Annotated in this window: 17 protein-coding genes; 6 read left to right on the top strand and 11 right to left on the bottom strand. The window is 68.7% G+C overall.

Translation table 11 applies throughout. The features are described 5' to 3' along the window. Positions 1–74 precede the first annotated feature (74 nt). A complete protein-coding gene (gene clpA, locus MSPGM_RS24855; protein WP_003600924.1) occupies positions 75–2,558 on the bottom strand; it encodes an ATP-dependent Clp protease ATP-binding subunit ClpA in 2,484 nt (827 codons plus the stop codon). Positions 2,559–2,580: 22 nt separating this feature from the next. Beyond that, positions 2,581–2,976, bottom strand: a complete 396-nt coding sequence (gene clpS, locus MSPGM_RS24850) for an ATP-dependent Clp protease adapter ClpS (RefSeq protein WP_261926040.1) — start codon at positions 2,974–2,976, stop codon at positions 2,581–2,583. Between the two features lie 433 nt (positions 2,977–3,409). On the opposite strand from clpS, the gene MSPGM_RS24845 reads away from it, so the two are divergent. After that, positions 3,410–4,894, top strand: a complete 1,485-nt coding sequence (locus MSPGM_RS24845) for a D-alanyl-D-alanine carboxypeptidase (RefSeq protein ID WP_003600921.1) — start codon at positions 3,410–3,412, stop codon at positions 4,892–4,894. A 127-nt stretch (positions 4,895–5,021) separates the two neighbouring features. Here the strand turns inward: MSPGM_RS24845 and MSPGM_RS24840 are convergent, their stop codons facing one another. Continuing rightward, positions 5,022–5,717, bottom strand: a complete 696-nt coding sequence (locus MSPGM_RS24840) for a J domain-containing protein (RefSeq protein WP_003600918.1) — start codon at positions 5,715–5,717, stop codon at positions 5,022–5,024. 69 nt (positions 5,718–5,786) lie between these two features. Further along, positions 5,787–6,932, bottom strand: coding sequence for a S1C family serine protease (locus MSPGM_RS24835; RefSeq protein ID WP_003600917.1), 1,146 nt, complete (start codon positions 6,930–6,932; stop codon positions 5,787–5,789). A 515-nt stretch (positions 6,933–7,447) separates the two neighbouring features. Here MSPGM_RS24835 and MSPGM_RS24830 point away from each other — a divergent pair. Continuing rightward, the gene (locus MSPGM_RS24830; RefSeq protein WP_003600916.1) at positions 7,448–7,663 is read left to right on the top strand and encodes a hypothetical protein; all 216 of its coding nucleotides are present in this window, start codon (positions 7,448–7,450) and stop codon (positions 7,661–7,663) included. On the opposite strand, the gene MSPGM_RS24825 is transcribed toward MSPGM_RS24830, so the two are convergent. Then, entirely contained in the window at positions 7,656–8,585 is a 930-nt protein-coding gene (locus MSPGM_RS24825) for a DUF817 domain-containing protein (protein ID WP_015857647.1), read from the bottom strand. The genes MSPGM_RS24830 and MSPGM_RS24825 overlap by 8 nt on opposite strands. Before the next feature lie 172 nt (positions 8,586–8,757). On the opposite strand from MSPGM_RS24825, the gene MSPGM_RS24820 reads away from it, so the two are divergent. The 3 genes from MSPGM_RS24820 to MSPGM_RS24810 all read left to right on the top strand — a co-directional run bounded on the left by MSPGM_RS24820 (position 8,758) and on the right by MSPGM_RS24810 (position 13,099). After that, positions 8,758–9,201: a hypothetical protein gene (locus MSPGM_RS24820; protein ID WP_244426824.1), complete on the top strand. Its 444-nt coding sequence runs from the start codon at positions 8,758–8,760 to the stop codon at positions 9,199–9,201. Between the two features lie 105 nt (positions 9,202–9,306). Further along, on the top strand, positions 9,307–11,472 hold the full coding sequence (gene scpA, locus MSPGM_RS24815; RefSeq protein ID WP_003600912.1) for a methylmalonyl-CoA mutase: 2,166 nt from the start codon (positions 9,307–9,309) through the stop codon (positions 11,470–11,472). A gap of 193 nt (positions 11,473–11,665) precedes the next feature. After that, positions 11,666–13,099, top strand: a complete 1,434-nt coding sequence (locus MSPGM_RS24810; protein ID WP_003600911.1) for a mannose-1-phosphate guanylyltransferase/mannose-6-phosphate isomerase — start codon at positions 11,666–11,668, stop codon at positions 13,097–13,099. Here the strand turns inward: MSPGM_RS24810 and glpD are convergent. From glpD to MSPGM_RS24790, 4 genes are all read right to left on the bottom strand, one after another. Next, the gene (gene glpD, locus MSPGM_RS24805; RefSeq protein ID WP_003600910.1) at positions 13,087–14,604 is read right to left on the bottom strand and encodes a glycerol-3-phosphate dehydrogenase; all 1,518 of its coding nucleotides are present in this window, start codon (positions 14,602–14,604) and stop codon (positions 13,087–13,089) included. The genes MSPGM_RS24810 and glpD overlap by 13 nt on opposite strands. Beyond that, the gene (locus tag MSPGM_RS24800) at positions 14,601–14,903 is read right to left on the bottom strand and encodes a hypothetical protein (RefSeq protein ID WP_003600909.1); all 303 of its coding nucleotides are present in this window, start codon (positions 14,901–14,903) and stop codon (positions 14,601–14,603) included. Before MSPGM_RS24800 ends, glpD begins: the two co-directional genes overlap by 4 nt. Before the next feature lie 8 nt (positions 14,904–14,911). Then, on the bottom strand, positions 14,912–15,097 hold the full coding sequence (locus MSPGM_RS24795; RefSeq protein ID WP_003600908.1) for a hypothetical protein: 186 nt from the start codon (positions 15,095–15,097) through the stop codon (positions 14,912–14,914). A gap of 99 nt (positions 15,098–15,196) precedes the next feature. Next, complete coding sequence (locus MSPGM_RS24790; protein ID WP_003600907.1) at positions 15,197–15,406, bottom strand: hypothetical protein; 210 nt, start codon at positions 15,404–15,406, stop codon at positions 15,197–15,199. A 327-nt stretch (positions 15,407–15,733) separates the two neighbouring features. Between MSPGM_RS24790 and MSPGM_RS24785 the strand changes: the two genes are divergently transcribed. After that, positions 15,734–17,374 carry an inorganic phosphate transporter gene (locus tag MSPGM_RS24785; RefSeq protein ID WP_261926039.1) on the top strand — a complete coding sequence of 547 codons (1,641 nt, stop codon included), beginning with the start codon at positions 15,734–15,736 and terminating at the stop codon, positions 17,372–17,374. A 13-nt stretch (positions 17,375–17,387) separates the two neighbouring features. On the opposite strand, the gene glcE is transcribed toward MSPGM_RS24785, so the two are convergent. After that, the gene (glcE, locus tag MSPGM_RS24780) at positions 17,388–18,578 is read right to left on the bottom strand and encodes a glycolate oxidase subunit GlcE (protein WP_015857645.1); all 1,191 of its coding nucleotides are present in this window, start codon (positions 18,576–18,578) and stop codon (positions 17,388–17,390) included. A gap of 131 nt (positions 18,579–18,709) precedes the next feature. After that, entirely contained in the window at positions 18,710–20,170 is a 1,461-nt protein-coding gene (locus MSPGM_RS24775) for a lipopolysaccharide biosynthesis protein (RefSeq protein ID WP_003603803.1), read from the bottom strand. Positions 20,171–20,339 lie beyond the last annotated feature (169 nt).

The following is a 20,339-nucleotide window of genomic DNA, read 5'->3' as shown; positions in this document are numbered from 1 at the left end:
GGAGCCGGCGCAGGAACGCAACCCGCGACGGCCTCGAAGGCCGCTCACTCTTGCGAATGAGCGACCACGCACTCTCAGACTTTCAGCGGCACCTTCGGCACGGTGCGGACGGAGCCGCCACCGGAGGATCCACCGCCGGACGGACCACCATCACGCTTGGCCGCCTTCTTGCGCGGCGCCGAACGTGGCTTCGAGCGCTTGCGCTTGGCCGCGTTGGCGACGTCCGTCTCCGGCTTCGGGGTCACCGGTCCGGCGGGGAATTCGAAACCGAGTTCCGCCTTGCCCTTGCCGTCCTCGGCCTCCGGCTTCTTCAGCACCACCTTGACGGCCCCGCCGTCCTTGAGGCGGCCGAACAGCACCTCGTCGGCGAGCGGCGTCTTGATCGTGGATTGGATCAGACGGGCCATGGGGCGCGCGCCCATCGCGTCGTCGTAGCCGTTCTCCACGAGCCATTCGCGGGCCTCGTCCGACAGCTCGATCGTGACGTTGCGGTCGGCGAGCTGCGCTTCGAGCTGGAGCACGAACTTGTCGACGACCTTGGCCACGACCTCCTTCGGCAAGTGGCCGAACGAGATGATCGCGTCGAGGCGGTTGCGGAATTCCGGCGCGAACAGCCGGTTGATCGCCTCGACGTCGTCGCCCGTGCGCTTCGACTGCGTGAAGCCGTAGGCCGACTTCGCCAGATCCGAGGCGCCCGCATTCGACGTCATGATGATGATGACGTTGCGGAAATCGACCTGCTTGCCGTTGTGGTCGGTCAGCTTGCCGTGATCCATGACCTGCAACAGGATGTTGAACAGGTCCGGATGCGCCTTCTCAATCTCGTCGAGCAGGAGCACGCAGTGCGGGTGCTGGTCGATCCCGTCGGTGAGCAGTCCGCCCTGATCGAAGCCGACATAGCCGGGCGGGGCACCGATCAGCCGCGAGACCGTGTGGCGCTCCATGTATTCCGACATGTCGAACCGCAGCATCTCGACGCCGAGCGAGGCCGCGAGTTGCTTGGCCGCTTCGGTTTTGCCGACGCCGGTCGGGCCGGCGAACAGGTAGGAGCCGATCGGCTTGTCGGGATCGCGCAGGCCCGCACGGGCGAGCTTGATCGCCGAGGTCAGCGCCTCGATGGCGTTGGTCTGGCCATAGACGACCCGCTTCAGGTTCTCGGTGAGGTTCTTGAGAACCACCGCGTCGTCCTTCGACACGGTTTTCGGCGGGATGCGCGCCATCGTCGCGATGGTGGTCTCGATCTCCTTGACGCCGATGGTGCGCTTGCGGCGCGCCTCCGGCACCAGCATCTGCGAGGCGCCGGTCTCGTCGATCACGTCGATCGCCTTGTCGGGCAGCTTGCGGTCGTTGATGTAGCGCGCCGACAGCTCCACCGCCGCCTTCACCGCCTCGGTGGTGTATTTGAGCTTGTGGAACTCCTCGAAATACGGCTTCAGCCCCTTGAGGATCTCGATCGTGTCCGGGATCGACGGCTCGTTGACGTCGATCTTCTGGAAGCGGCGCACCAGGGCGCGATCCTTCTCGAAGTACTGGCGGTACTCCTTGTAGGTGGTCGAGCCGATGCAGCGCAGGGCACCCGAGGCCAGAGCGGGCTTCAAGAGGTTCGAGGCGTCCATCGCACCGCCCGAGGTCGCACCCGCACCGATCACGGTGTGAATCTCGTCGATGAACATGATGGCGTTGGGGTGCGCCTCGATCTCCTTCATCACCTGCTTGAGGCGCTCCTCGAAGTCGCCGCGGTAGCGGGTGCCGGCCAGCAGCGTGCCCATGTCGAGGGAGAACACCGTCGCGTCGGCAAGAACTTCCGGCACCTCGTGCTGGATGATCTTACGCGCGAGCCCTTCGGCGATCGCCGTCTTGCCGACGCCGGGGTCGCCCACCAGCAGCGGATTGTTCTTCTGGCGGCGGCAGAGCACCTGAATCGTGCGCTCGACCTCGGAATGGCGGCCGATCAGCGGGTCGATCTTACCGTCGCGCGCCTTCTTGTTGAGGTTGACGCAGTAGGCGTCGAGCGCATCGCCCTTCTTCTTGGGCCGCGCCTCGGTCTCTTCGCTGCCGGGACGCTCGGACGCGGCCTCCTCCTCGGCGCCGCGCACAGGCTTGGCCTCGGACGCGCCGGGCCGCTTGGCGATGCCGTGGCTGATGTAGTTCACCGCATCGTAGCGGGTCATGTCCTGCTCTTGCAGGAAGTAGGCGGCGTGGCTCTCGCGCTCGGCGAAGATCGCGACGAGCACGTTGGCCCCGGTCACCTCCTCGCGGCCCGAGGACTGGACATGGATCACCGCACGCTGGATCACGCGCTGGAAGCCGGCGGTCGGCTTGGCGTCCTGACGCCCATCGCCCGTCAGATTCGAGAGTTCGGTGTCGACGTATTCGACGAGATTGCGGCGCAGTACGTCGGTCTCGACGTTACAGGCTCGCATCACCGCGGCAGCATCCTGATCATCGACGAGAGCGAGCAGGAGGTGTTCGAGGGTCGCGTATTCGTGGCGGCGCTCTCCGGCCAAGGCCAGGGCGCGGTGGAGGGCTTGCTCGAGGCTACGTGAGAAGCTGGGCAATGCTCTGGCCTTCGCTGGATGCCTATTTCTTTTCCATAACGCACTGAAGCGGATGTTGGTGCTTGCGGGCGAAATCCATCACCTGCGTCACTTTCGTTTCCGCGACCTCGTAGGTGAACACGCCACACTCCCCCACACCATTGTGGTGGACGTGCATCATGATCTGGTAGGCGTCGTCGTGGCTCTTGTTGAAGAACCGCTCCACGACATGCACGACGAATTCCATCGGCGTGTAATCGTCGTTGAGCAGCAGCACGCGGTACAGGCTCGGTCGCTTCGCCCGCGGCTTGGTGCGGGTGATGATCGCGGTGCCCGAACGGTCGTCGTCGCCGGGGCTGCGCGGGGTTGAGGCCGCACGCACCGGAACTCGTCCCCGACCCGCCTCCTGCACGTTGTCCTGAATGAGGTTGGAAGACATCTGAATCGAAGCGACCTTGGTCTGGCAGCCTTCGGCGCCAGCGTCCCGGTGAGGGGCGCGGCGCTCAACAGGCAATCTATAGGCCGATCGGCGCCTGCGCCAGTGAGGTGCGTGAAACTGTCCGTACTGAATGAACGCGCGGCCAGCCCTGCGCCCACGCGCGAAATGCGGCGCGGCCGTCTTTGGATCCGATGACGAAACGCCGCACGGCGGACCCGACGCGGGCAACGCCGGCCTTCCCAAGCGGGTCTCGTCAAGATCGGCTTAACCCCTGTGGCGAAAGGACGATCTCGCACCCGCATCGTCCGGCATTAACGGCCGCGTAACCGCGTTCATCCTACCGTCTTCGACAGAGATTGCGGACCCGATGGCGGCGTTCGTGAAGGGTGCCAGCCGGGCTTGAACGTCCGACTGTCGAGGCGAAGGTTTCGAGATGCGTCGCGTAGAAGGCCGGCCCACCACGGGGTCCCGCGCTGTCGCCGTGCTGCTCCTGGCGACGAGTTTTCTCGTCGCAGTGGCCGACCCGGCCGAGGCAAAACGCCGAGGCCACGCCCGCAAGGCGGTGAGCGGGTACAACCCGCCCTACGCCGCCATGGTCGTGGACGTGAAATCGGGCCGCACGCTGCACGCGGTCAACGAGGACGCGCTACGCCACCCGGCCTCGATCACCAAGGTCATGACCCTCTACATGCTCTTCGAGCAGCTGGAGAAGGGCCGCTACGACCTCGACTCGCCGCTCTCGATCTCGGCCAACGCCGCCGCCCAGGCGCCGTCGAAGCTGGGGTTGCGCCCCGGCTCGACCGTCACGGTCGAGGAGGCGATCAAGGCGCTCGTCACCAAGTCGGCCAACGACGTGGCCTGCGCCATCGGCGAGAACATCGCCGGCTCCGAGCCGCGCTTCGCCGAGATGATGACGCGCAAGGCCAAGGCGCTCGGCATGAGCCGCACCCACTACGCCAACGCTTCGGGCCTGCCCGACCCCGACCAGATCACCACGGCCCACGACCTCACTCTGCTGGCCCGTGCGATCCAGGATCGCTTCCCGCGCTACTACCGCTACTTCCAGACCCGCTCCTTCGCCTTCCGCGGCCGGACCATCGGCAACCACAACCGCCTGCTCGGCAATGTGGAGGGCGTGGACGGCATCAAGACCGGCTACACCCGCGATTCCGGCTTCAACCTGATGACCGCAGCCAAGCTCGGCGACCGGCAGATCGTGGCGATCGTGCTCGGCGGCAAATCGGGCGCGAGCCGCGACCGGATCATGGCCGACCTCGTCCGCGCCAATCTGCCCCGCGCCTTTGCAGGCAGCCGTCAAACGGCGCCTGTGGTCGAGGTGGCCGAGCGCGGTCGCCCGGCAGTCGTCGCCGAGGCCGATTCCCGCACCCGGACGGTTCTCGCCTCGGCGGACGACGAAGACATCGAGACGACGAGCTCCACCAGCAACGCTCCGCTCGACATCCGGCCGGCCACCACCACGCCGGGATCGCGCCGCACCACCCTCCAGGCGCTGCCGGGGGCTGCCCAGGCCTATGCAGGCTCGGCGGGTCAGGCGCCTTTCCCCGGCACGGCCGGCAAGTCGACCGCCCGCCTGCCCGCCGTCGAGGGCGTCGCCTCCCGGGCCGAGGGCCCGCCGAAGGATGCCCGCGGCGACAGCGCCAAGCCCGTCACGCCGAGCCCCTGGGTGATCCAGCTCGGCGCCATGGACGACGAGGACAAGGCGAAGTCGATCCTCGCCGACGCCCGCAGCCGCACCGGCATGCTGTCCAAGGCCGCGCCCTACACGGTGCGCGTGACCCATGGCGGCACCACGCTGTTCCGCGCCCGCTTCTCGGGATTTGCCGAACAGAGCACCGCGCAGGATGCCTGCGCCGCGCTGAAGAAGAACGGCTTCAACTGCTTCGCGACCCGGAGCTGATCGCCTCCAACAGCCATCCTCGGTGCGGCTGCCGGCGCGTTCGGCCGGCGACCGCCCGATGACAGGAGCCGCATCAAGCGGCTTCGACGACCTTCGACATATCGACCCTGACAACGCGCGTGGAGTTCTAGCGATGTCGGTTCACCAGTCTGTCACGCGCCGCGTTCACGCGCGCCGCTCCCTCGACGCTGCCGCCCTGGTCGGGATGCAGCCGCTTCATCAGCGTCCGATGAGCCGCGCGGACGTCCTCCAGGGACGCCCCGCGCTCAAGCCCCAGGACCTGATAGGCCTCCTGCTCCGTCATCGACCCTGGCTTCGCCGGTCCGCCCGTCCGCGGGTCTCCGTCGACATCAGCGTCTACACGCCAGCCGGGCTGCCGGCGGTCGAGATACGCCTCTAGCCCGCGGGCGCCCTCGGGATCGTTGGCGCTCAGCAGGGCGGCCAGCTCGATGAGCGCCTCCGACGGCACCGCCGAGAGGCGGCGGCCGGCGAAGGGCCCGACGAGCACGGTCCCGTCCATCGGCTCCCCGTCGGTGCCGAGGTCGAATTCGAGGGCGGCCGTCCGCACTTGCCGGGGCTCCCGGTATCCGCGCCATGCGCGGACCCGCCGGATCACGCCCGCCTCGCCCTCCGAGAGCCAGACGCCTCCTGCGCCGAGCAGAAGGGCCAGGAGGAAGCTGCCGCGCAGCGACAGCACGAAGGCCGTCGCCATAAGGACGTAGCCGGCGAGCAGGCGCGGCGTCAGGCCGAAGGGCAGGCGCCCGTTGCGGCGGCCGAGCCACCAGAATCCGATGAGCGCCAGAAGGCCGAGGGCGATGAGCATCCCGCGGTCATCGGCCGGTTCGGTGCGCGGGTAAAGCGCTCATCCGGTGCACGCCCACGGGGAGCGGGATTACAACCGCGTCTGCGCCACGTCGGCGGTATTCACCCGCACCGTCCGCACCCGGCCGTCGCGCTCCACCAGCAGGCTCACCGGGCGGTCGAGCCCCGCTTCCTCGACCGCGGCGGTCAGGTCCGACAGGCGGTGAACCGGGCGGCCATTGGCGCCGACGATGACGTCGCCGATCGTGCCGGTGCGGGGATCGACGCCACGCAAACCGGCCTGCGCCGCTGGCGAACCGGGCAGCACCCGCAGCACCACGACACCGTCGATGCCGAGCCGGGCGGCGGTCGCCTCCTGGCCGGCGATGATGCCGATGCCGGGATTGCGCACGCGCCCGTTCTTGATGAGGTCCGGCACCACCCGGTTCACGACATCGACCGGCACCGCAAAGCCGATGCCGGCGCTGGCGCCCGAAGGCGAGAAGATCGCGGTGTTGACGCCGATCAGGCGCCCGGCGGAATCGAGCAGGGGCCCGCCCGAATTACCCGGATTGATCGCCGCATCGGTCTGGATGACGCCCGACAGCTCCCGGCCCTCCTGCGTCGGCAGGCGGCGCTGGAGTGCGCTGATGACTCCGGTCGTCAGGGTGTGATCGAGGCCGAACGGGTTGCCGATGGCAAACGCCGACTGCCCGACCTTGAGGTCGGCCGAGGTCCCCACAGCTAGAGGAGGGGGCATCTTGGCCACGCGGCCGAGCTGGAGCACGGCGAGATCGTAGCTCGGCGCCGTGCCGACGACCCGCGCGCCGATCACTTCGCCCGAGGCGAGCCGCACGGAGATCGAGCCGCCACCCTTCGTCGCGGCCTCGACGACGTGGTTGTTGGTGACGACGTGGCCCGCCGCGTCCCAGACGAAACCGGTGCCGGTCTGCGTGCCGGAGCCCTGCTGCTGTTCTCCCTGGCCGAACTCGTCGTCCGGCTCCATCAGCGCGCGCCCTTGCGCCGCCGCCTGGGCGAAGACGTGGACAACGGAGGGCGAGGCGCTGGCGAACAGATCGACGGTGGTCTTCTCCGCCGCCGAGAGATCGCCGCGCGCCGCGACCGAGCGGGGCGCGTTCGCCGAGTAGAGGAAGGCGAGGATGTAGGGCTGCGCCACGAAGGCAATCAGCAGGCCCAGCGTCACGCCCAAGGCGACGCGCACGAAGCGATCCGGCACCGACAACCTCAGCCCTGCCCAGCCATGAACCGCGCGACCCGCGCCGCGTCGGCGGTACGGGCTACGTTCAGGTTCTCTCCACCAAACTCCTGAGAGTCAGGTCCGTCGCGCCGTAAAGCGCGCGTCCGGCAATTGAGACTTAGCTGTGTCCGGTGTGGCGTCCAGTCAACAAATCCCCGCTTTCCTACACAGGGAAGCTGGGTGCGGCACCGCACCGAGGGATGCCCCTACGAAGAGTAACCAATTGCATACTGTTTCATACGCAGTGTCGTCCTACAGATGAAAAGGCATCGGTGGGTGGGTCCGGACCAATTCTTGGCGAAACCAAGGCAAGGTTCGGGCGAGGAACTGCGACGAAACGGTGATCGAACGGCTATCGAGCACTCGAATTGATCGCAAAGCCGCCCCAGAGATGCTTCGATCGCCCTAGAACTTTGTACATACCGGCCCAGCGACGTCAGTCGTCGCCGCGATCCATTCGCGAACGGGCCCGGTTCGAACAGGAAGCGCATGAGATGGAAACGGAAGCTCTCGAACGTCCTGCCGACCTGACGATCTGGCGCACCCTGCCGGCCTCGTCTCCCCTGGCCCAGCCGGAGCGCTACGACACCCTGCGCGAGGCGCTGCTTGCCGCCAAGGGCGCCCTCGGCGACCCCTCGAAGCAGCCCTGGATCATCACCGAGGAGGGCGAAATCCTCTCCCCGAACTGGATCCGCACCTACGTCAACTGATCGCGGCCTCAGCGCCCGGATCGGCAGGCCGCGTGGGTACCGCCTCGGGGCATGGCTCCGGCCGGCTCACCAGCGTGACGAGCACGTAGGACACGATCATCAGCAGGAACCACGAGCCGAGCTTGGCCGCCGAGACCGGCGACCAGCCGGCCGCCTGGTTCGGGTAGAGCCAGACCCGGCTCGCCGTGCCGATGTTCTCGGCCAGCCAGATGAACCCGGCTACGAGGACGAAGCCGAGCAGCAGCGGCATCTGCCGGTACACGTGCCAGACCTTGAAGTGCACGACCGTGCCGCCGAACAGCACGCCGGTCGCGATAAACAGCATCGCCCGCATGTCGGCCACGTAATGGTGGCTGAAGAAGTTGAGGTAGATCGCACCCGCCAGCGGGAGCGTGAACATCAGCGGCGGATGTCGGGTGAAGCGGAAGTCGAACAGGCGCCAGACGCGGGCGATGTAGGAGCCGATGCTGGCATACATAAAGCCGGTGAACAGCGGCACGCCCATGATCCGCAGCAGGCTCGCCTCCGGGTAGATCCACGAGCCGACGCCGGTCTTGAAGATCTCCATCGCCGTCCCGACGACGTGATAGAGCGCGATGACCTTGGCCTCCTCCCAGGTCTCCATGCCCAAAGCCAGCAGCGCGACCTGGATCAGGATCGCGGCGAGCGTCAGAAAATCGTAGCGCGAGAGCGGCGCGTCGGCCGGGTAGAACAGGTGCGTGCCGATGAGCAGCGCGCAGATGAGGCCGCCGAACAGGCAGGCCCAGCCCTGCTTCACCCCGAACCTCAGAAACTCGTAGGCGAAGGCCGGCAGCCGGCCCGCGGCCTGGGCGCGCTCGCCGAGCCGGCGCTCAACCGCGACGAAGCCCGCCAGGAACGGCCAGTTCCGCGCCGCACTCGGCGTCCCCCGCCCTGTCGCCATTCCGTCCAACCTTCCGCCCCGCGCTCCGCACGACCCGAGCCGCGGAAAGCGGCGGTTTGACGGTCACGCTCGCCTCGCCGCACATTCGGCGCGGCAAGCACAGCGGGGAGGGGGCGTGCGGGCGAACGCGGTGGAGGATCGGGCTCACGCCCGGCGGCGGACGGAGCGCGAATTGCGCCGGCTCGAAGCGCTCGTTGCGCGCAAGCGTTTCCGCAGGCGGAGCCTGAGGGCGCTGCGCGGCTCGGCCGGCGCCGCGGCAACCTTCGGCGCTCTCCTGAAAGTGAAGGTGGTCGGAACGTTGGCCGGCAAGGCCGCCATCGCCGTCCTCGTCGGCCTCGGCTTCGCGTGGCCAGCCTTGGTGATCGGCGTGATCGGCGTCGTTGGGATCGTGTTGGCGGTGGTCAGCCTGTTTTCCGGCGAAGGCGGCCCCCACGGCTTCGACGTCGGTTGCACCTCCGACTGCGCAGGCAAGGAGAAGCGGGCCGAACGGCTCAAGGCGCTGATCGCGCAACGCCGGGCGTGGCTCGCTGCGCCGTCGGGGCCGGCGCCGAGCGTGCGGTGGGATGCGCGCGGGCGCCGTCACCTGACAGGCAGCCAGCGCAAGCGCGGCCGGTGAGTCCGGCCTTATGGACAGTAGCCGCGTTTGGTGGCTTGCCTATAATGCTCAAAAAAAATCATCGTCTCCGCCGATGCCGAGACTGACGCCAGGAACAGACGCACGATGAGCTCCCGCATCCCCGATTTCGCCTCCGTCGCCTACGCGGCCGACGGCTTCAAGGCGCCGCCCCCGCCGGCCGGGGAGCCGTGGATGACGCCCGAGGGCATTCCGGTGAAGGGCTTCTACGGCCCCGAGGACCGCGAGGGCTGCGAGGGGATCGACTCGTTCCCCGGCCTGCCGCCCTACCTGCGCGGCCCCTATCCGGCGATGTACGTCACCCAGCCCTGGACGATCCGGCAATATGCCGGCTTCTCGACGGCCGAGGATTCGAACGCCTTCTATCGGCGCAACCTCGCCGCGGGCCAGAAAGGCCTCTCGGTCGCCTTCGATCTCGCGACCCACCGCGGCTACGATTCGGACCACCCGCGCGTCTCGGGTGATGTCGGCATGGCGGGTGTCGCGATCGACTCGATCTACGACATGCGCACGCTGTTCTCCGGCATTCCGCTCGATGAGATGACGGTGTCGATGACGATGAACGGCGCGGTGCTGCCGGTGCTCGCGCTCTACATCGTCGCGGCCGAGGAGCAGGGCGTGCCGCCCGAAAAGCTCGCCGGCACGATCCAGAACGACATCCTCAAGGAGTTCATGGTCCGCAACACCTACATCTATCCCCCCAAGGGATCGATGCGGATCATCTCGGACATCTTCGGCTACACCTCGAAGAACATGCCGAAGTTCAACTCGATCTCGATCTCCGGCTACCACATGCAGGAGGCCGGGGCGACGCAGGATCTGGAGCTCGCCTACACCCTCGCGGACGGCGTCGAGTACATCAAGGCAGGCCTCGCGGCGGGCCTCACCATCGACCAGTTCGCGCCGCGCCTGTCGTTCTTCTGGGCGATCGGGATGAACTTCTTCATGGAGATCGCCAAGATGCGGGCCGCACGCCTGATCTGGGCCAAGCTCGTCAAAGAGTTCGAGCCGAAGAGCGACAAGTCGCTGCCGCTGCGCACCCATTCCCAGACGTCCGGCTGGTCGCTGACCGCGCAGGACGTGTTCAACAACGTCACCCGCACCTGCATCGAGGCGATGGCGGCGACGCAGGGCGGCACCCAGTCGCTCCACACCAACGCGCTCGACGAGGCTTTGGCGCTGCCGACCGACTTCTCGGCCCGCATCGCCCGCAACACCCAGCTCTTCCTGCAGCAGGAGAGCGGCACCACGCGGATCATCGATCCGTGGGGCGGCTCCTACTATGTCGAGCGGCTGACCCGGGACATCGCCGCCCGCGCCTGGGAGCATATCCGCGAGGTCGAGGCGCTCGGCGGCATGGCCAAGGCCATCGAGGCCGGCATCCCGAAGCTGCGCATCGAGGAGGCGGCGGCCCGCGCCCAGGCGCGGATCGATTCCGGGCGCCAGACCATCGTCGGCATCAACAAGTACAAGCCCGACGACGAGATGAAGATCGACCTGCTGCGCGTCGACAACGCCGACGTGCGCGCCAAGCAGATCGACAAGCTCAAGCGCCTGCGCGCCGAGCGCAACCAGGCCGACGTCGATGCGGCTCTGGCCGCGCTGACGAAGGCTGCGGATGGCGAGGGCAACCTGCTCGAACTGGCGGTGAACGCGGCGCGGGCCAAAGCCACGGTCGGCGAGATCTCGGAGGCGCTGGAGAAGGCCTGGGGCCGTCACCGCGCCCAGATCCGCTCGATCTCGGGCGTCTACAAGCGGGAGGTGGGCGGTATGTCGCCGGTGGTGGAGAAGGTCCGCGGCCTCGTCGAGGCCTTCGAGGAGAATGACGGGCGCCGCCCGCGCATCCTGGTCGCCAAGATGGGCCAGGACGGGCACGACCGCGGCCAGAAGGTGATCGCCTCGGCGTTCGCCGATCTCGGCTTCGACGTGGATATCGGGCCGCTCTTCGCCACGCCGGACGAGGCCGCGCGGCAGGCGGTGGAGAACGACGTGCACATCGTCGGCGTCTCCTCGCTGGCCGCGGGCCACCTGACGCTGGTGCCGGAACTCAAGGCCGCGCTGAAGCAGGAGGGCCGCGACGACGTGATGATCGTGGTCGGCGGCGTGATCCCGCCGGGCGACTACGACGCGCTCTACGCCGCGGGCGCCTCGGCGATCTTCCCGCCGGGCACCGTGATCGCGGAAGCGGCCGTGAAGCTTCTGGGCGAACTCAACACGCGCCTGGGCTACGGCGAACGGCAGGCGGCCGAGTAGTCCGCTTTTCCAGTCTCGGCGGGGGCCATGCCCCCGCCTTTCATTTGAGTTTACCGGGATTCCAGGCGGCACCATGCCTCGCGTGGTGCCGCCTCATGGGATCGGCTAAGACGGCAGGGTCATTTTTCGCGCCCGCCGCTCCCGCATCCGTGGCCAACCGGCTGGCGCCTCCCGATACGCGACGGACTGGGCAATGGCCGAGGCAGACCACGAAAAGATCCTGCCCGTGATCTTGTGCGGCGGCTCGGGCACGCGGCTGTGGCCGGCTTCGCGCGAGAGCATGCCGAAGCAGTTCACGCCGCTGGTCGATCCCGCGACCTCGAGCTTCCAAGCCACCGTCCGCCGCGTCGCCGACGAGGCCGTGTTCGCGAGGCCGACGGTCATCGCCTCGGCCGAGTCCCGCTTCATCGTCGCCGAGCAGCTCGCGCAGGCGGGCATCGCTGCCGACATCCTGCTCGAACCCGAGCGGCGCGACTCCGCCGCCGCCGTCGCGGTGGCCGCGCTCCACGGCGCACGGCGCGGGCCGGAGACGGTGGTGCTGGTGATGGCCGCCGACCACGTGATTGAGGACGCTACCGCCTTCGCGCGCGCCGCGCAGGAGGCAGCCTTGGGCGCCCGGCTCGGCCAGATCATGACACTGGGCATCACCCCGACCCGGCCCGCGACCGAGTACGGCTATATCCGCACCGGCGGCGCACTCCCCGACGCGCCGGGCCTGCACCGGGTCGAGCGCTTCGTCGAGAAGCCGGACGCGGCCGGCGCCGAGCGCCTGATCGGGGAGGGCGCCCTGTGGAACTCGGGCTACTTCCTGTTCCGCGCCGACGTGATGATCACCGAGCTGGAAGCGCACGCACCCGACGTGCTGGAAGCCGCCCGCGGCGCGCTCGCGAACGCTGCCACCGATCTCGACTTCGTCCGGCTCCAGGCCGAAGCCTTCGCGCGGGCGCCGAAAACCTCGATCGATTACGCGGTGATGGAGCGTACGACGCGGGCCGGTGTGCTCGCCGTCTCCTTCGCGTGGTCGGATGTCGGCACCTGGGACGCGGTGTGGCAGGTGCTGGAGCGCGACGCCCAGGGCAACGCCGTGCGCGGCCGCGTCGAACTGGTGGAGACCACGGGCAGCCTCGTCCATAGCGAGGGCGACGGGCTCACCACGGTGGTCGGACTCGACGACGTCGTGGTGGTCGCGACCCCCGACGCGGTGCTGGTCGCCTCCAAGGCGAAGTCGGGCAAGGTCAAGGATCTCGTGACCGTCCTACGCGAGAAGGCGCATCCGGAGGCGGATGCCCACCGCCGGATGTACCGCCCCTGGGGCTGGTATCAGCGCATTGATATCGGCGAGCGCTTCCAGGTGAAGCGGATCATGGTGACGCCGGGCGGGCGGCTCTCGCTGCAGAAGCATTTCCACCGGGCCGAACACTGGGTGGTGGTGAAGGGTACAGCCGAGGTGACGCTGAACGATTCGATCGTGCTCGTGCACGAGAACGAGGCGGTCTACCTGCCAATCGGCTCGATGCACCGGCTGACCAATCCCGGGAAGATCCCGCTCGAACTGATCGAGGTGCAGGTCGGCTCCTATACCGGCGAGGACGATATCATCCGGGTCGAGGACGTCTACGGGCGCTGAGCGCCGGGATCGGCCGATGGGTTGGCGAGGGCACGCCCGAGCCGCGCGACATCCGCCCGGCCGCTCCTGAGCCCGAGCTTCGAGCGCCGCCACAGGATGTCGTCGGGGGTGCGCGCCCATTCGTGCCGCACGAGGTAATCGACCTCGCGCGCGCTGAGATCGCCGCCGAAGGTCTCGCCGAGATCGGACAGCGCCCGCGCATCGCCGAGCAGATGCTCCAAGCGGGTGCCGTAGGCGCGGGCGAGCCGCCGGGCGGTCGCCGCCGGGAGGAAGGGACGCTCGGCTACGAGCCTCGCCAGGAACCTCTCGAAATCCGCTCCGTCCATGTCGCCGCCAGGCAGGGGGGCGGTTCCGGTCCAGGCCGGTTTCAGGCCGGGCAGGTGCGGTCCCAGCCGGTCGAGGGCGTGCTCGGCGAGCCGGCGATAGGTCGTGATCTTGCCCCCGAACACGGAGAGGACCGGAGGACCGTCGGTGTCGAGTTCGAGCACGTAATCGCGGGTGACCGCCGAGGCGTTCGCCGCCGCGTCGTCATCGTAGAGCGGTCTCAGCCCCGAAAAGCTCCAGACCACGTCGTCCGGGCCGATCTGCCGCTCGAACGAGCGGTTGATGCAGGCGCAGAGATAGCGTGTCTCCTGGGCCGAGATGACGACCGGGCCAGGGCCGCCCTCATGCGCCACATCGGTGGTGCCGATCAGGGTGAAGTCGCGCTCGTAGGGGATGGCGAAGACGATGCGCCGGTCGGGCTGCTGCAGGATGTAGGCCTGATCGCCCTCGTAGAGCCGCCGAACGACGATGTGGCTCCCCTTGACGAGGCGCACCTTCGGCCGGGCTTCGACGGAGAGTGTTCGCAACAAGGTCTCGCCGACCCACGGTCCGGCGGCGTTGACGACGACCCGCGCCCGCACGCTCTCCCGCCGCCGTTTGTCGGAATCGTAGAGGGTGACGGTCCAGGCGCCTTCGTCGCGACGGGCGGATTCCACGGTGGTCCGGGTGCGGATCTGCGCACCGCGCTCGGCGGCGTCGAGCGCGTTCAGCACGACGAGGCGGCTGTCCTCGACCCAGCAATCGGAATAGGCGAAGCCCCGCGTCAGCCGCTTCTGAAGCGGCGCACCGGCCGCATCGCGATCGAGGCGCAGCGATGTCGAACCCGGCAGCGTCTTGAGGCGCGTGAGATGATCGTAGAGGAAGAGCCCGAGCCGCAGCATCCAGGCCGGCCGTAGCCCTGCATCGTACGGCAGGACGAAGCGCAGGGGCCAGACGATGTGGGGTGCCAACCGCATCAGCCGCTCACGCTCGGCCAGCGCCTCGCGCACGAGCCGGAACTCGTACTGTTCGAGGTAGCGCAGGCCGCCATGGATCAGTTTGGTCGAGGCCGACGAAGTGTGTTCGGCCAGATCGCCGCGCTCGCACAGCAGGACGCGCAACCCTCGGCCGGCCGCATCACGGGCGATGCCGGCGCCGTTGATGCCGCCGCCGATGACGAGGAGGTCGAACGGGTCGCTCACAGGCGGACCAGTCCGCTGACACTGACGACGATCCCGATCAGCACGATGGCCCCGAGGCAGCGGCGCCACGGATTGACCCCGCGGATGATCTCATCGAGCGCCCAGACGGTGAGGCTCAGAAGTGCAACGACGCGAAGGCCCGCGAAGACCGGAGCCGGCAGGCCGGGCGTCGCCGCCTCGAGCAGCCATTCCAAGGCCGAGGCCGCGGCGAAGATCCAGAGCGGTAGGTTCGGCCATTGGCCGATCACGACGGCGCCGCTGCGCCGGTCGCGGAAGAACCAGTCGAAGACCCGGCGCAAGCGGGGCCTCAGATCGCGCTCGTGCCTCGGGCGGCCCGGATCGGCGCGCAGATCTTCGGGCTGATCCGGTCGAGATGCGGGCAGGCATTGGTCTGGTACCAGCCCCGCAATTCGGGCTGGTTCGGCGCGACATACATGGCCGTCAGCACGAAGCCGCCTGCGAGCACGATCAGAAGCAGGAGAAGGTTACGCACGGGACGTCTCCAATCCGACGGACCTCGGAGCGGAGGCCGGTTCATCGCGGCAGACGCGCGAAGGCCGGGAGAGTTCCCTGGCCGCCCTCCGCAGCGCCGTCATCGATGGCTGTCATCCAGCGTCAGAGGCCGGGTGTGAGTCAACGGCCCCTGTGAGCCGGGCAGGAGCCCGAGATCCTGAAGCCAGAGCATGGCGAGCAGGGCCGCGATCAGGCTGCCCAGCCCCATGAGAAGGGTGAGGTGGCGCCGCCGGACGATGATGAGGATCACCACGACGAGGAGGGCGAGCGAGAGCGCGAGCGTCAGCATGAGCGTCCTTCTACGACGATCCGAACCCCGGCGTCCCCTAGCTTGATGCGACCGGGAAACTCGCCATGGGCAGCGCCTGTCAACAGTCCAGACCCGACCATCAAAGTGCAGAGACATGGATGATCGGATGAGACGCGGACCAAATCTGCTTTTTCCTCATGTCATCGAAACTTCACTGAACCTCTCCACTGAGCAGCATTTGTAAGCCTGGCGTTGGGTCGGTCGATGGGTGGGACGCCGCTGCGCAACCCGCCGCAGCAAGGTCCGAGACCGTACGGCCCCGCGCCCGGCATCAGCGAAGTCCGCAGTCGATTCCTTCGAGGTTCAATGTCAGACGCGCTCAGCCTGCAGGACGGGGGTTCGGCACCGACCGAAGCCCGCTCGCCACGGGGCCCCAATCTCGACGGCCGGATGCATCCGGCCGGAACCGGCCTCTTCCTGCTCGTCCTGGTGGGAGGGCTTGGCTACGCGCTCTTCAACCTGATCACGGATATGCAGGCCGCCGGCCAGCCGCCGCTGGCGATCGGCGCCTTCGCGCTGCTCGGCCTCGCGCTGCTCATCGCTCTCGGCTTCGAGTTCGTGAACGGCTTCCACGACACCGCCAACGCCGTCGCGACGGTGATCTACACCCACAGCCTGCCTCCGGTCGTCGCCGTGGTCTATTCCGGCGTCTTCAACTTTCTCGGCGTCCTCGTCTCGACCGGTGCCGTCGCCTACAGCGTCGTCACCTTGCTGCCCGTGGAACTGGTGCTGAAGTCCGGTTCGTCCGCCGGCTACGCGATGATCTTCGCGCTGCTCATCGCCGCGATCATCTGGAACCTGGGGACATGGGCGCTCGGCCTGCCGAACTCGTCCTCGCACGCGCTGATCGGATCGGTTCTCGGCGTGGGCCTTGCCAACCAGCTCCTTGCCGCCGAAGGCTCAGGCACCTCCGGTGTCCAGTGGAATCAGGCGTGGAGCGTGCTGCGGGCCCTGCTATTCAGCCCCCTCGTCGGCTTCGTCATGGCGGCCCTGCTGCTGCTGACGATGCGGTTCGTGATCCGCAACCGCACCCTCTACCAGGAGCCGGAGGGTGACACGCCGCCCCCGCTCTGGATCCGCGCCCTGCTGATTCTGACCTGCGGCGGCGTCTCCTTCGCCCATGGCGGCAATGACGGGCAGAAGGGCATGGGCCTGATCATGCTGATCCTGATCGGCGCCGCGCCCACCGCCTACGCGCTCAACCGGACGATGTCGGAATTGGCAACACCGCATTTCGTGCAAGTCTCGGAGCGCGCCCGGACGGTGTTCCAGAGCCGGGCGGACCAAGCCCCGATGCCGAGCCCGGCCGAGGGGCGCGTGCAGATCACCGAGGCGCTGGGGAAGAAGGACCTCGACCGGCCGGAGACCTATGCGGCGCTGGCCGCCCTCTCGGACGACATCGCCACGAAGGTGAAGGAGTACGGCGCGATCCGCCACGTTCCGGCAGAGGCGACGCCGAACCTGCGCAACGACATGTACCTCGCCTCGGACGCGATCCACAGCCTGAAGAAGCACGAGGGGCTCTTCGTCGGCGAGGAGGCCGAGACGTTGAAGGCTTACGAGACGAGCCTGAACGACGGCACCCGCTACATCCCGACCTGGGTGAAGGTCTCGGTCGCCCTGGCCCTCGGCCTCGGCACGATGGTGGGCTGGAAACGCATCGTCGTCACGGTCGGCAGCCGCATCGGCAAGAAGCACCTGACCTACGCGCAAGGGGCGTCCGCCGAGATCACGGCCGCGGGGACGATCGGCCTCGCGGAGGCCTACGGCCTGCCGGTTTCGACCACTCACATCCTGTCGAGCGGCGTCGCCGGCACCATGGCCGCCAACGGCTCAGGCCTGCAATGGGCCACCGTGCGCAACCTCGCCGCCGCGTGGCTGCTGACCCTGCCGGCGGCGATCACCCTGGCCGGGCTGCTCTATGCCGGCCTGCGGTTCGTGTTCTGAGGCGAAACGAGGGTCAAACGCCTGCGTACATCCGGCCGGGGTTGAAGATGCCGGCCGGATCATGCGCGGCCTTGATGCCGGCGGTGATGCGCACCAGCGGCTCGGGCAGCGGCTCGAAGACGGGGACGGCGGCGCGCAGGGTCTCGGGCGCGCGCACCAGGGTCGCGTGCCCGCTGCCGGCGGCTTTCACCGCAGCGCGGATCACCGCGGCTCCGGCATCGTCGGACGCATCGGTGGCGAGCCAGATCAGGCCGCCGCCCCAATCGTAGAACCAGCGCGCGGCACACTCGGCCGCGATCGCCGCGGTGACCGCCGGCCCGCGGGTCGGAGCGGTGGAGATGCGCCAGATCGCGGCCTCGCGCGGCTCGGCGAGCGGGGTCGCGTCGCGCACGGCGCGCCAGAGCGCGGCGCTCTCGTCACCCTCGACGACTTGCGCCGCGCCGTAGCGGCGCAGCAGGCGGCGCAGCTCGCCGAGGCGGTAATCGACCGATTTGGCAAAGCCTTCGACGCGCATCAGCGTGCGCGGCTCCGGGCCGCCGACACCGGCAGGCCAGTGGGCGGCTCCCGTCAGCTCGAACGGCGAGCCGAGCGCGGTGGCGAGCGCCTCGACCGCGGCAGCGTCGGAAAGGCCCGGCAGCACGAGGGTCGCGACCTGCTCTTGCACCGGCAGCACCTTGAAGGTGACCTCCGTCAGCAGGCCGAGCGTGCCCCAGGAGCCGGCCATCAGCTTCACGAGGTCGAGGCCGGTGACGTTCTTCATCACCCGCCCGCCGGACTTGATCGGCTGGCCGCGTCCGTTGACGAAGCGCACGCCGATCAGGCTGTCGCGGGCCGCGCCCGCATTGATGCGGCGGGGGCCGGAATTGTTGGCCGCCGCCACCGCGCCGAAGGTCGGCTCGCCGGTGGAGCCGAGGAGCGGGCGGTGATCCATCGGCTCGAACGGCAGCATCTGCCCGCGGCCGGCCAGCAGCGCCTCGACTTCGGCGAGCGGCGTGCCGGCCCGCGCGGCGACCACCATCTCGGCCGGCTCGTAGAGGGTGATGCCGGTGAGCCCCGTGGCGGCGAGCGTCGCCTCATCCTGCGGTGGGCGGCCGAGCGCCGCCTTGGTGCCGCCGCCGACGAGACGCAGCGGTTCCGATCGGCCGGCGGCCTGCGCCACGATGGCAGCCGCCTCCTGCTCGCTCGCCGGCGCGTATGAGGTCATCGTTTCCGTCCCGTGGGATTTTTCTGGAGCTTTGAGAAGCTCCCGGACTCAAACCCCGTTTGGCCGGAGGTGGCAAGCCGAGACTGCGCTAACTGACCTTGGGCCAAGCCGACCTTGGGCCAAGCCCGCGCCTACCGCGCGGCGGCCGGCAGCCGCTTCGGGAAACGCTGGCGCACGGCGCTGCGCAGGCCGGCGATGTCGAGAAACCAGACAAGGGCCCCGTAGACGAGCATTCCGGCCGCGATGCAGGCCGGCAGGGCGAGTGCCGGCTCCAGGCCGCGGAACGGCAGCACGGCCAGAACCATGGCGAGACAGGCGGCGGCGGTGAGGGCGAGGTCGCGGCCCGGCAGGCGCAGGCGCTCGATCCCCGTCAGCGCCCGCAGGCCGAGCACGGCGACCGCCGCGACGAGGCCGAGGGTCTGCGCGACGGCAACGCCCTGCGGTCCCATCATCCGCGGCAGCAGGAGGAGGCCGACGGCGTTGACGGTCAGCCCGATGAGCGCGGCGGCGACCACCGGGCTCGTCCGGCGTCGGATCTGGAAGATGGGATTGAGGGCGAAGTTCATGATCGAGAGGCAGAACAGGCCCGGGATCAGGAGGTCGGTATAGTCCGCGAATGGCCCGCGAAACTCCTCCGGCACGATCAGCGCCTGGAGGGCCGGCGTCACGGCCCAGTAGCCGGCGGCGCAGGGCAGGAGCAGCGCCACCACGATGGCGATGTTGCGCGCGACCTGCGTCTCGGCGGCCTCGCGGCCATGATGCTCCTCGGCCTGCACGGCGATCTGGAACAGCAGTAGATCGAGCGCGGCCCCGAGCGTCGAGAAGGCCCGCGAGCCGAGATCGGCGGCGAGCGCGAAATAGCCGGCCTCGGCAAAGCCGGCGGTGCCGGCGATGGCGGCGCGGTTGAGGAAGGGCATGATCTGATAGACGGCGTTGGCCGCGATCAAGGGCAGCCCGTAGGCCGCGAACAGGCGCAGAGTTTCGCAGGCTCGGCCATGGGGCAGGGCGGGCGCGTGCCCCAAGAGGCCGTCGCCCAGGATCTTGCGCATCGGCAGCACCGCCAGGAACTGGCTCAAGCCCCCTGCGATCAGCACCCAGACCGGCTGCGGAAACAGCCATGCCGTGCCAGCCATCAGCACGAAGGCCAGGACGTTCTTCCACACCACGAGCCGGAGATAGGCGCTGCCGATGAAGCGGGCGCGGGCGAGCGCCGCATGATAGTCGAACAGCCCGATGCCGATCGCCGCGACCATCGTGCCGGCGGTCATGACCAGACGTCCCTCGGGGGTCGGATTGACCGCGATCCCGAGTCCGGCGCAGAGGGCGGCCGTGGCAAACAGCGCCAGCGCGATGACCCAGTAAGCCCGGTCGAGCCCCTGGCGGATCCACGGCTCGGCCTCGCGCACCCGCGCCGAGTAGAACCGCGTCGCCGAGAGCCGCAGCCACTCGAACAGGATCGTGTTGAGCACGACCGCGCCGGCCGTCGCCAGGGCGAACCGGCCGAAATCGGCCGGCCCCAGCATTCGGGCGATGGCGATGCCGAGGATGAAGTTCAGCCCGGCATTGAGGACGAAGGCGGCGATGACGGCCATGGGACGGGGTGCGCTGCTCGCTCAGCCTGGAGCCTGAGGACGAGACTCGCAGCTAGCCGCCAACAAAGCCTGAATTGTGGGGCGCCGGCATGACCGCCCTTCGCTGCCTGCGGGCCCGGCGCCGGGCCGAAGCCGAAGCCATGCTATGGGTCCGAGACTCGAAACCGGG

Origin of the sequence: Methylorubrum sp. GM97, from assembly GCF_024347855.1 — a bacterium.
In the GTDB taxonomy this organism is placed as follows: domain Bacteria; phylum Pseudomonadota; class Alphaproteobacteria; order Rhizobiales; family Beijerinckiaceae; genus Methylobacterium; species Methylobacterium extorquens.
This window is presented reverse-complemented; position numbering and strand designations above follow the sequence as displayed.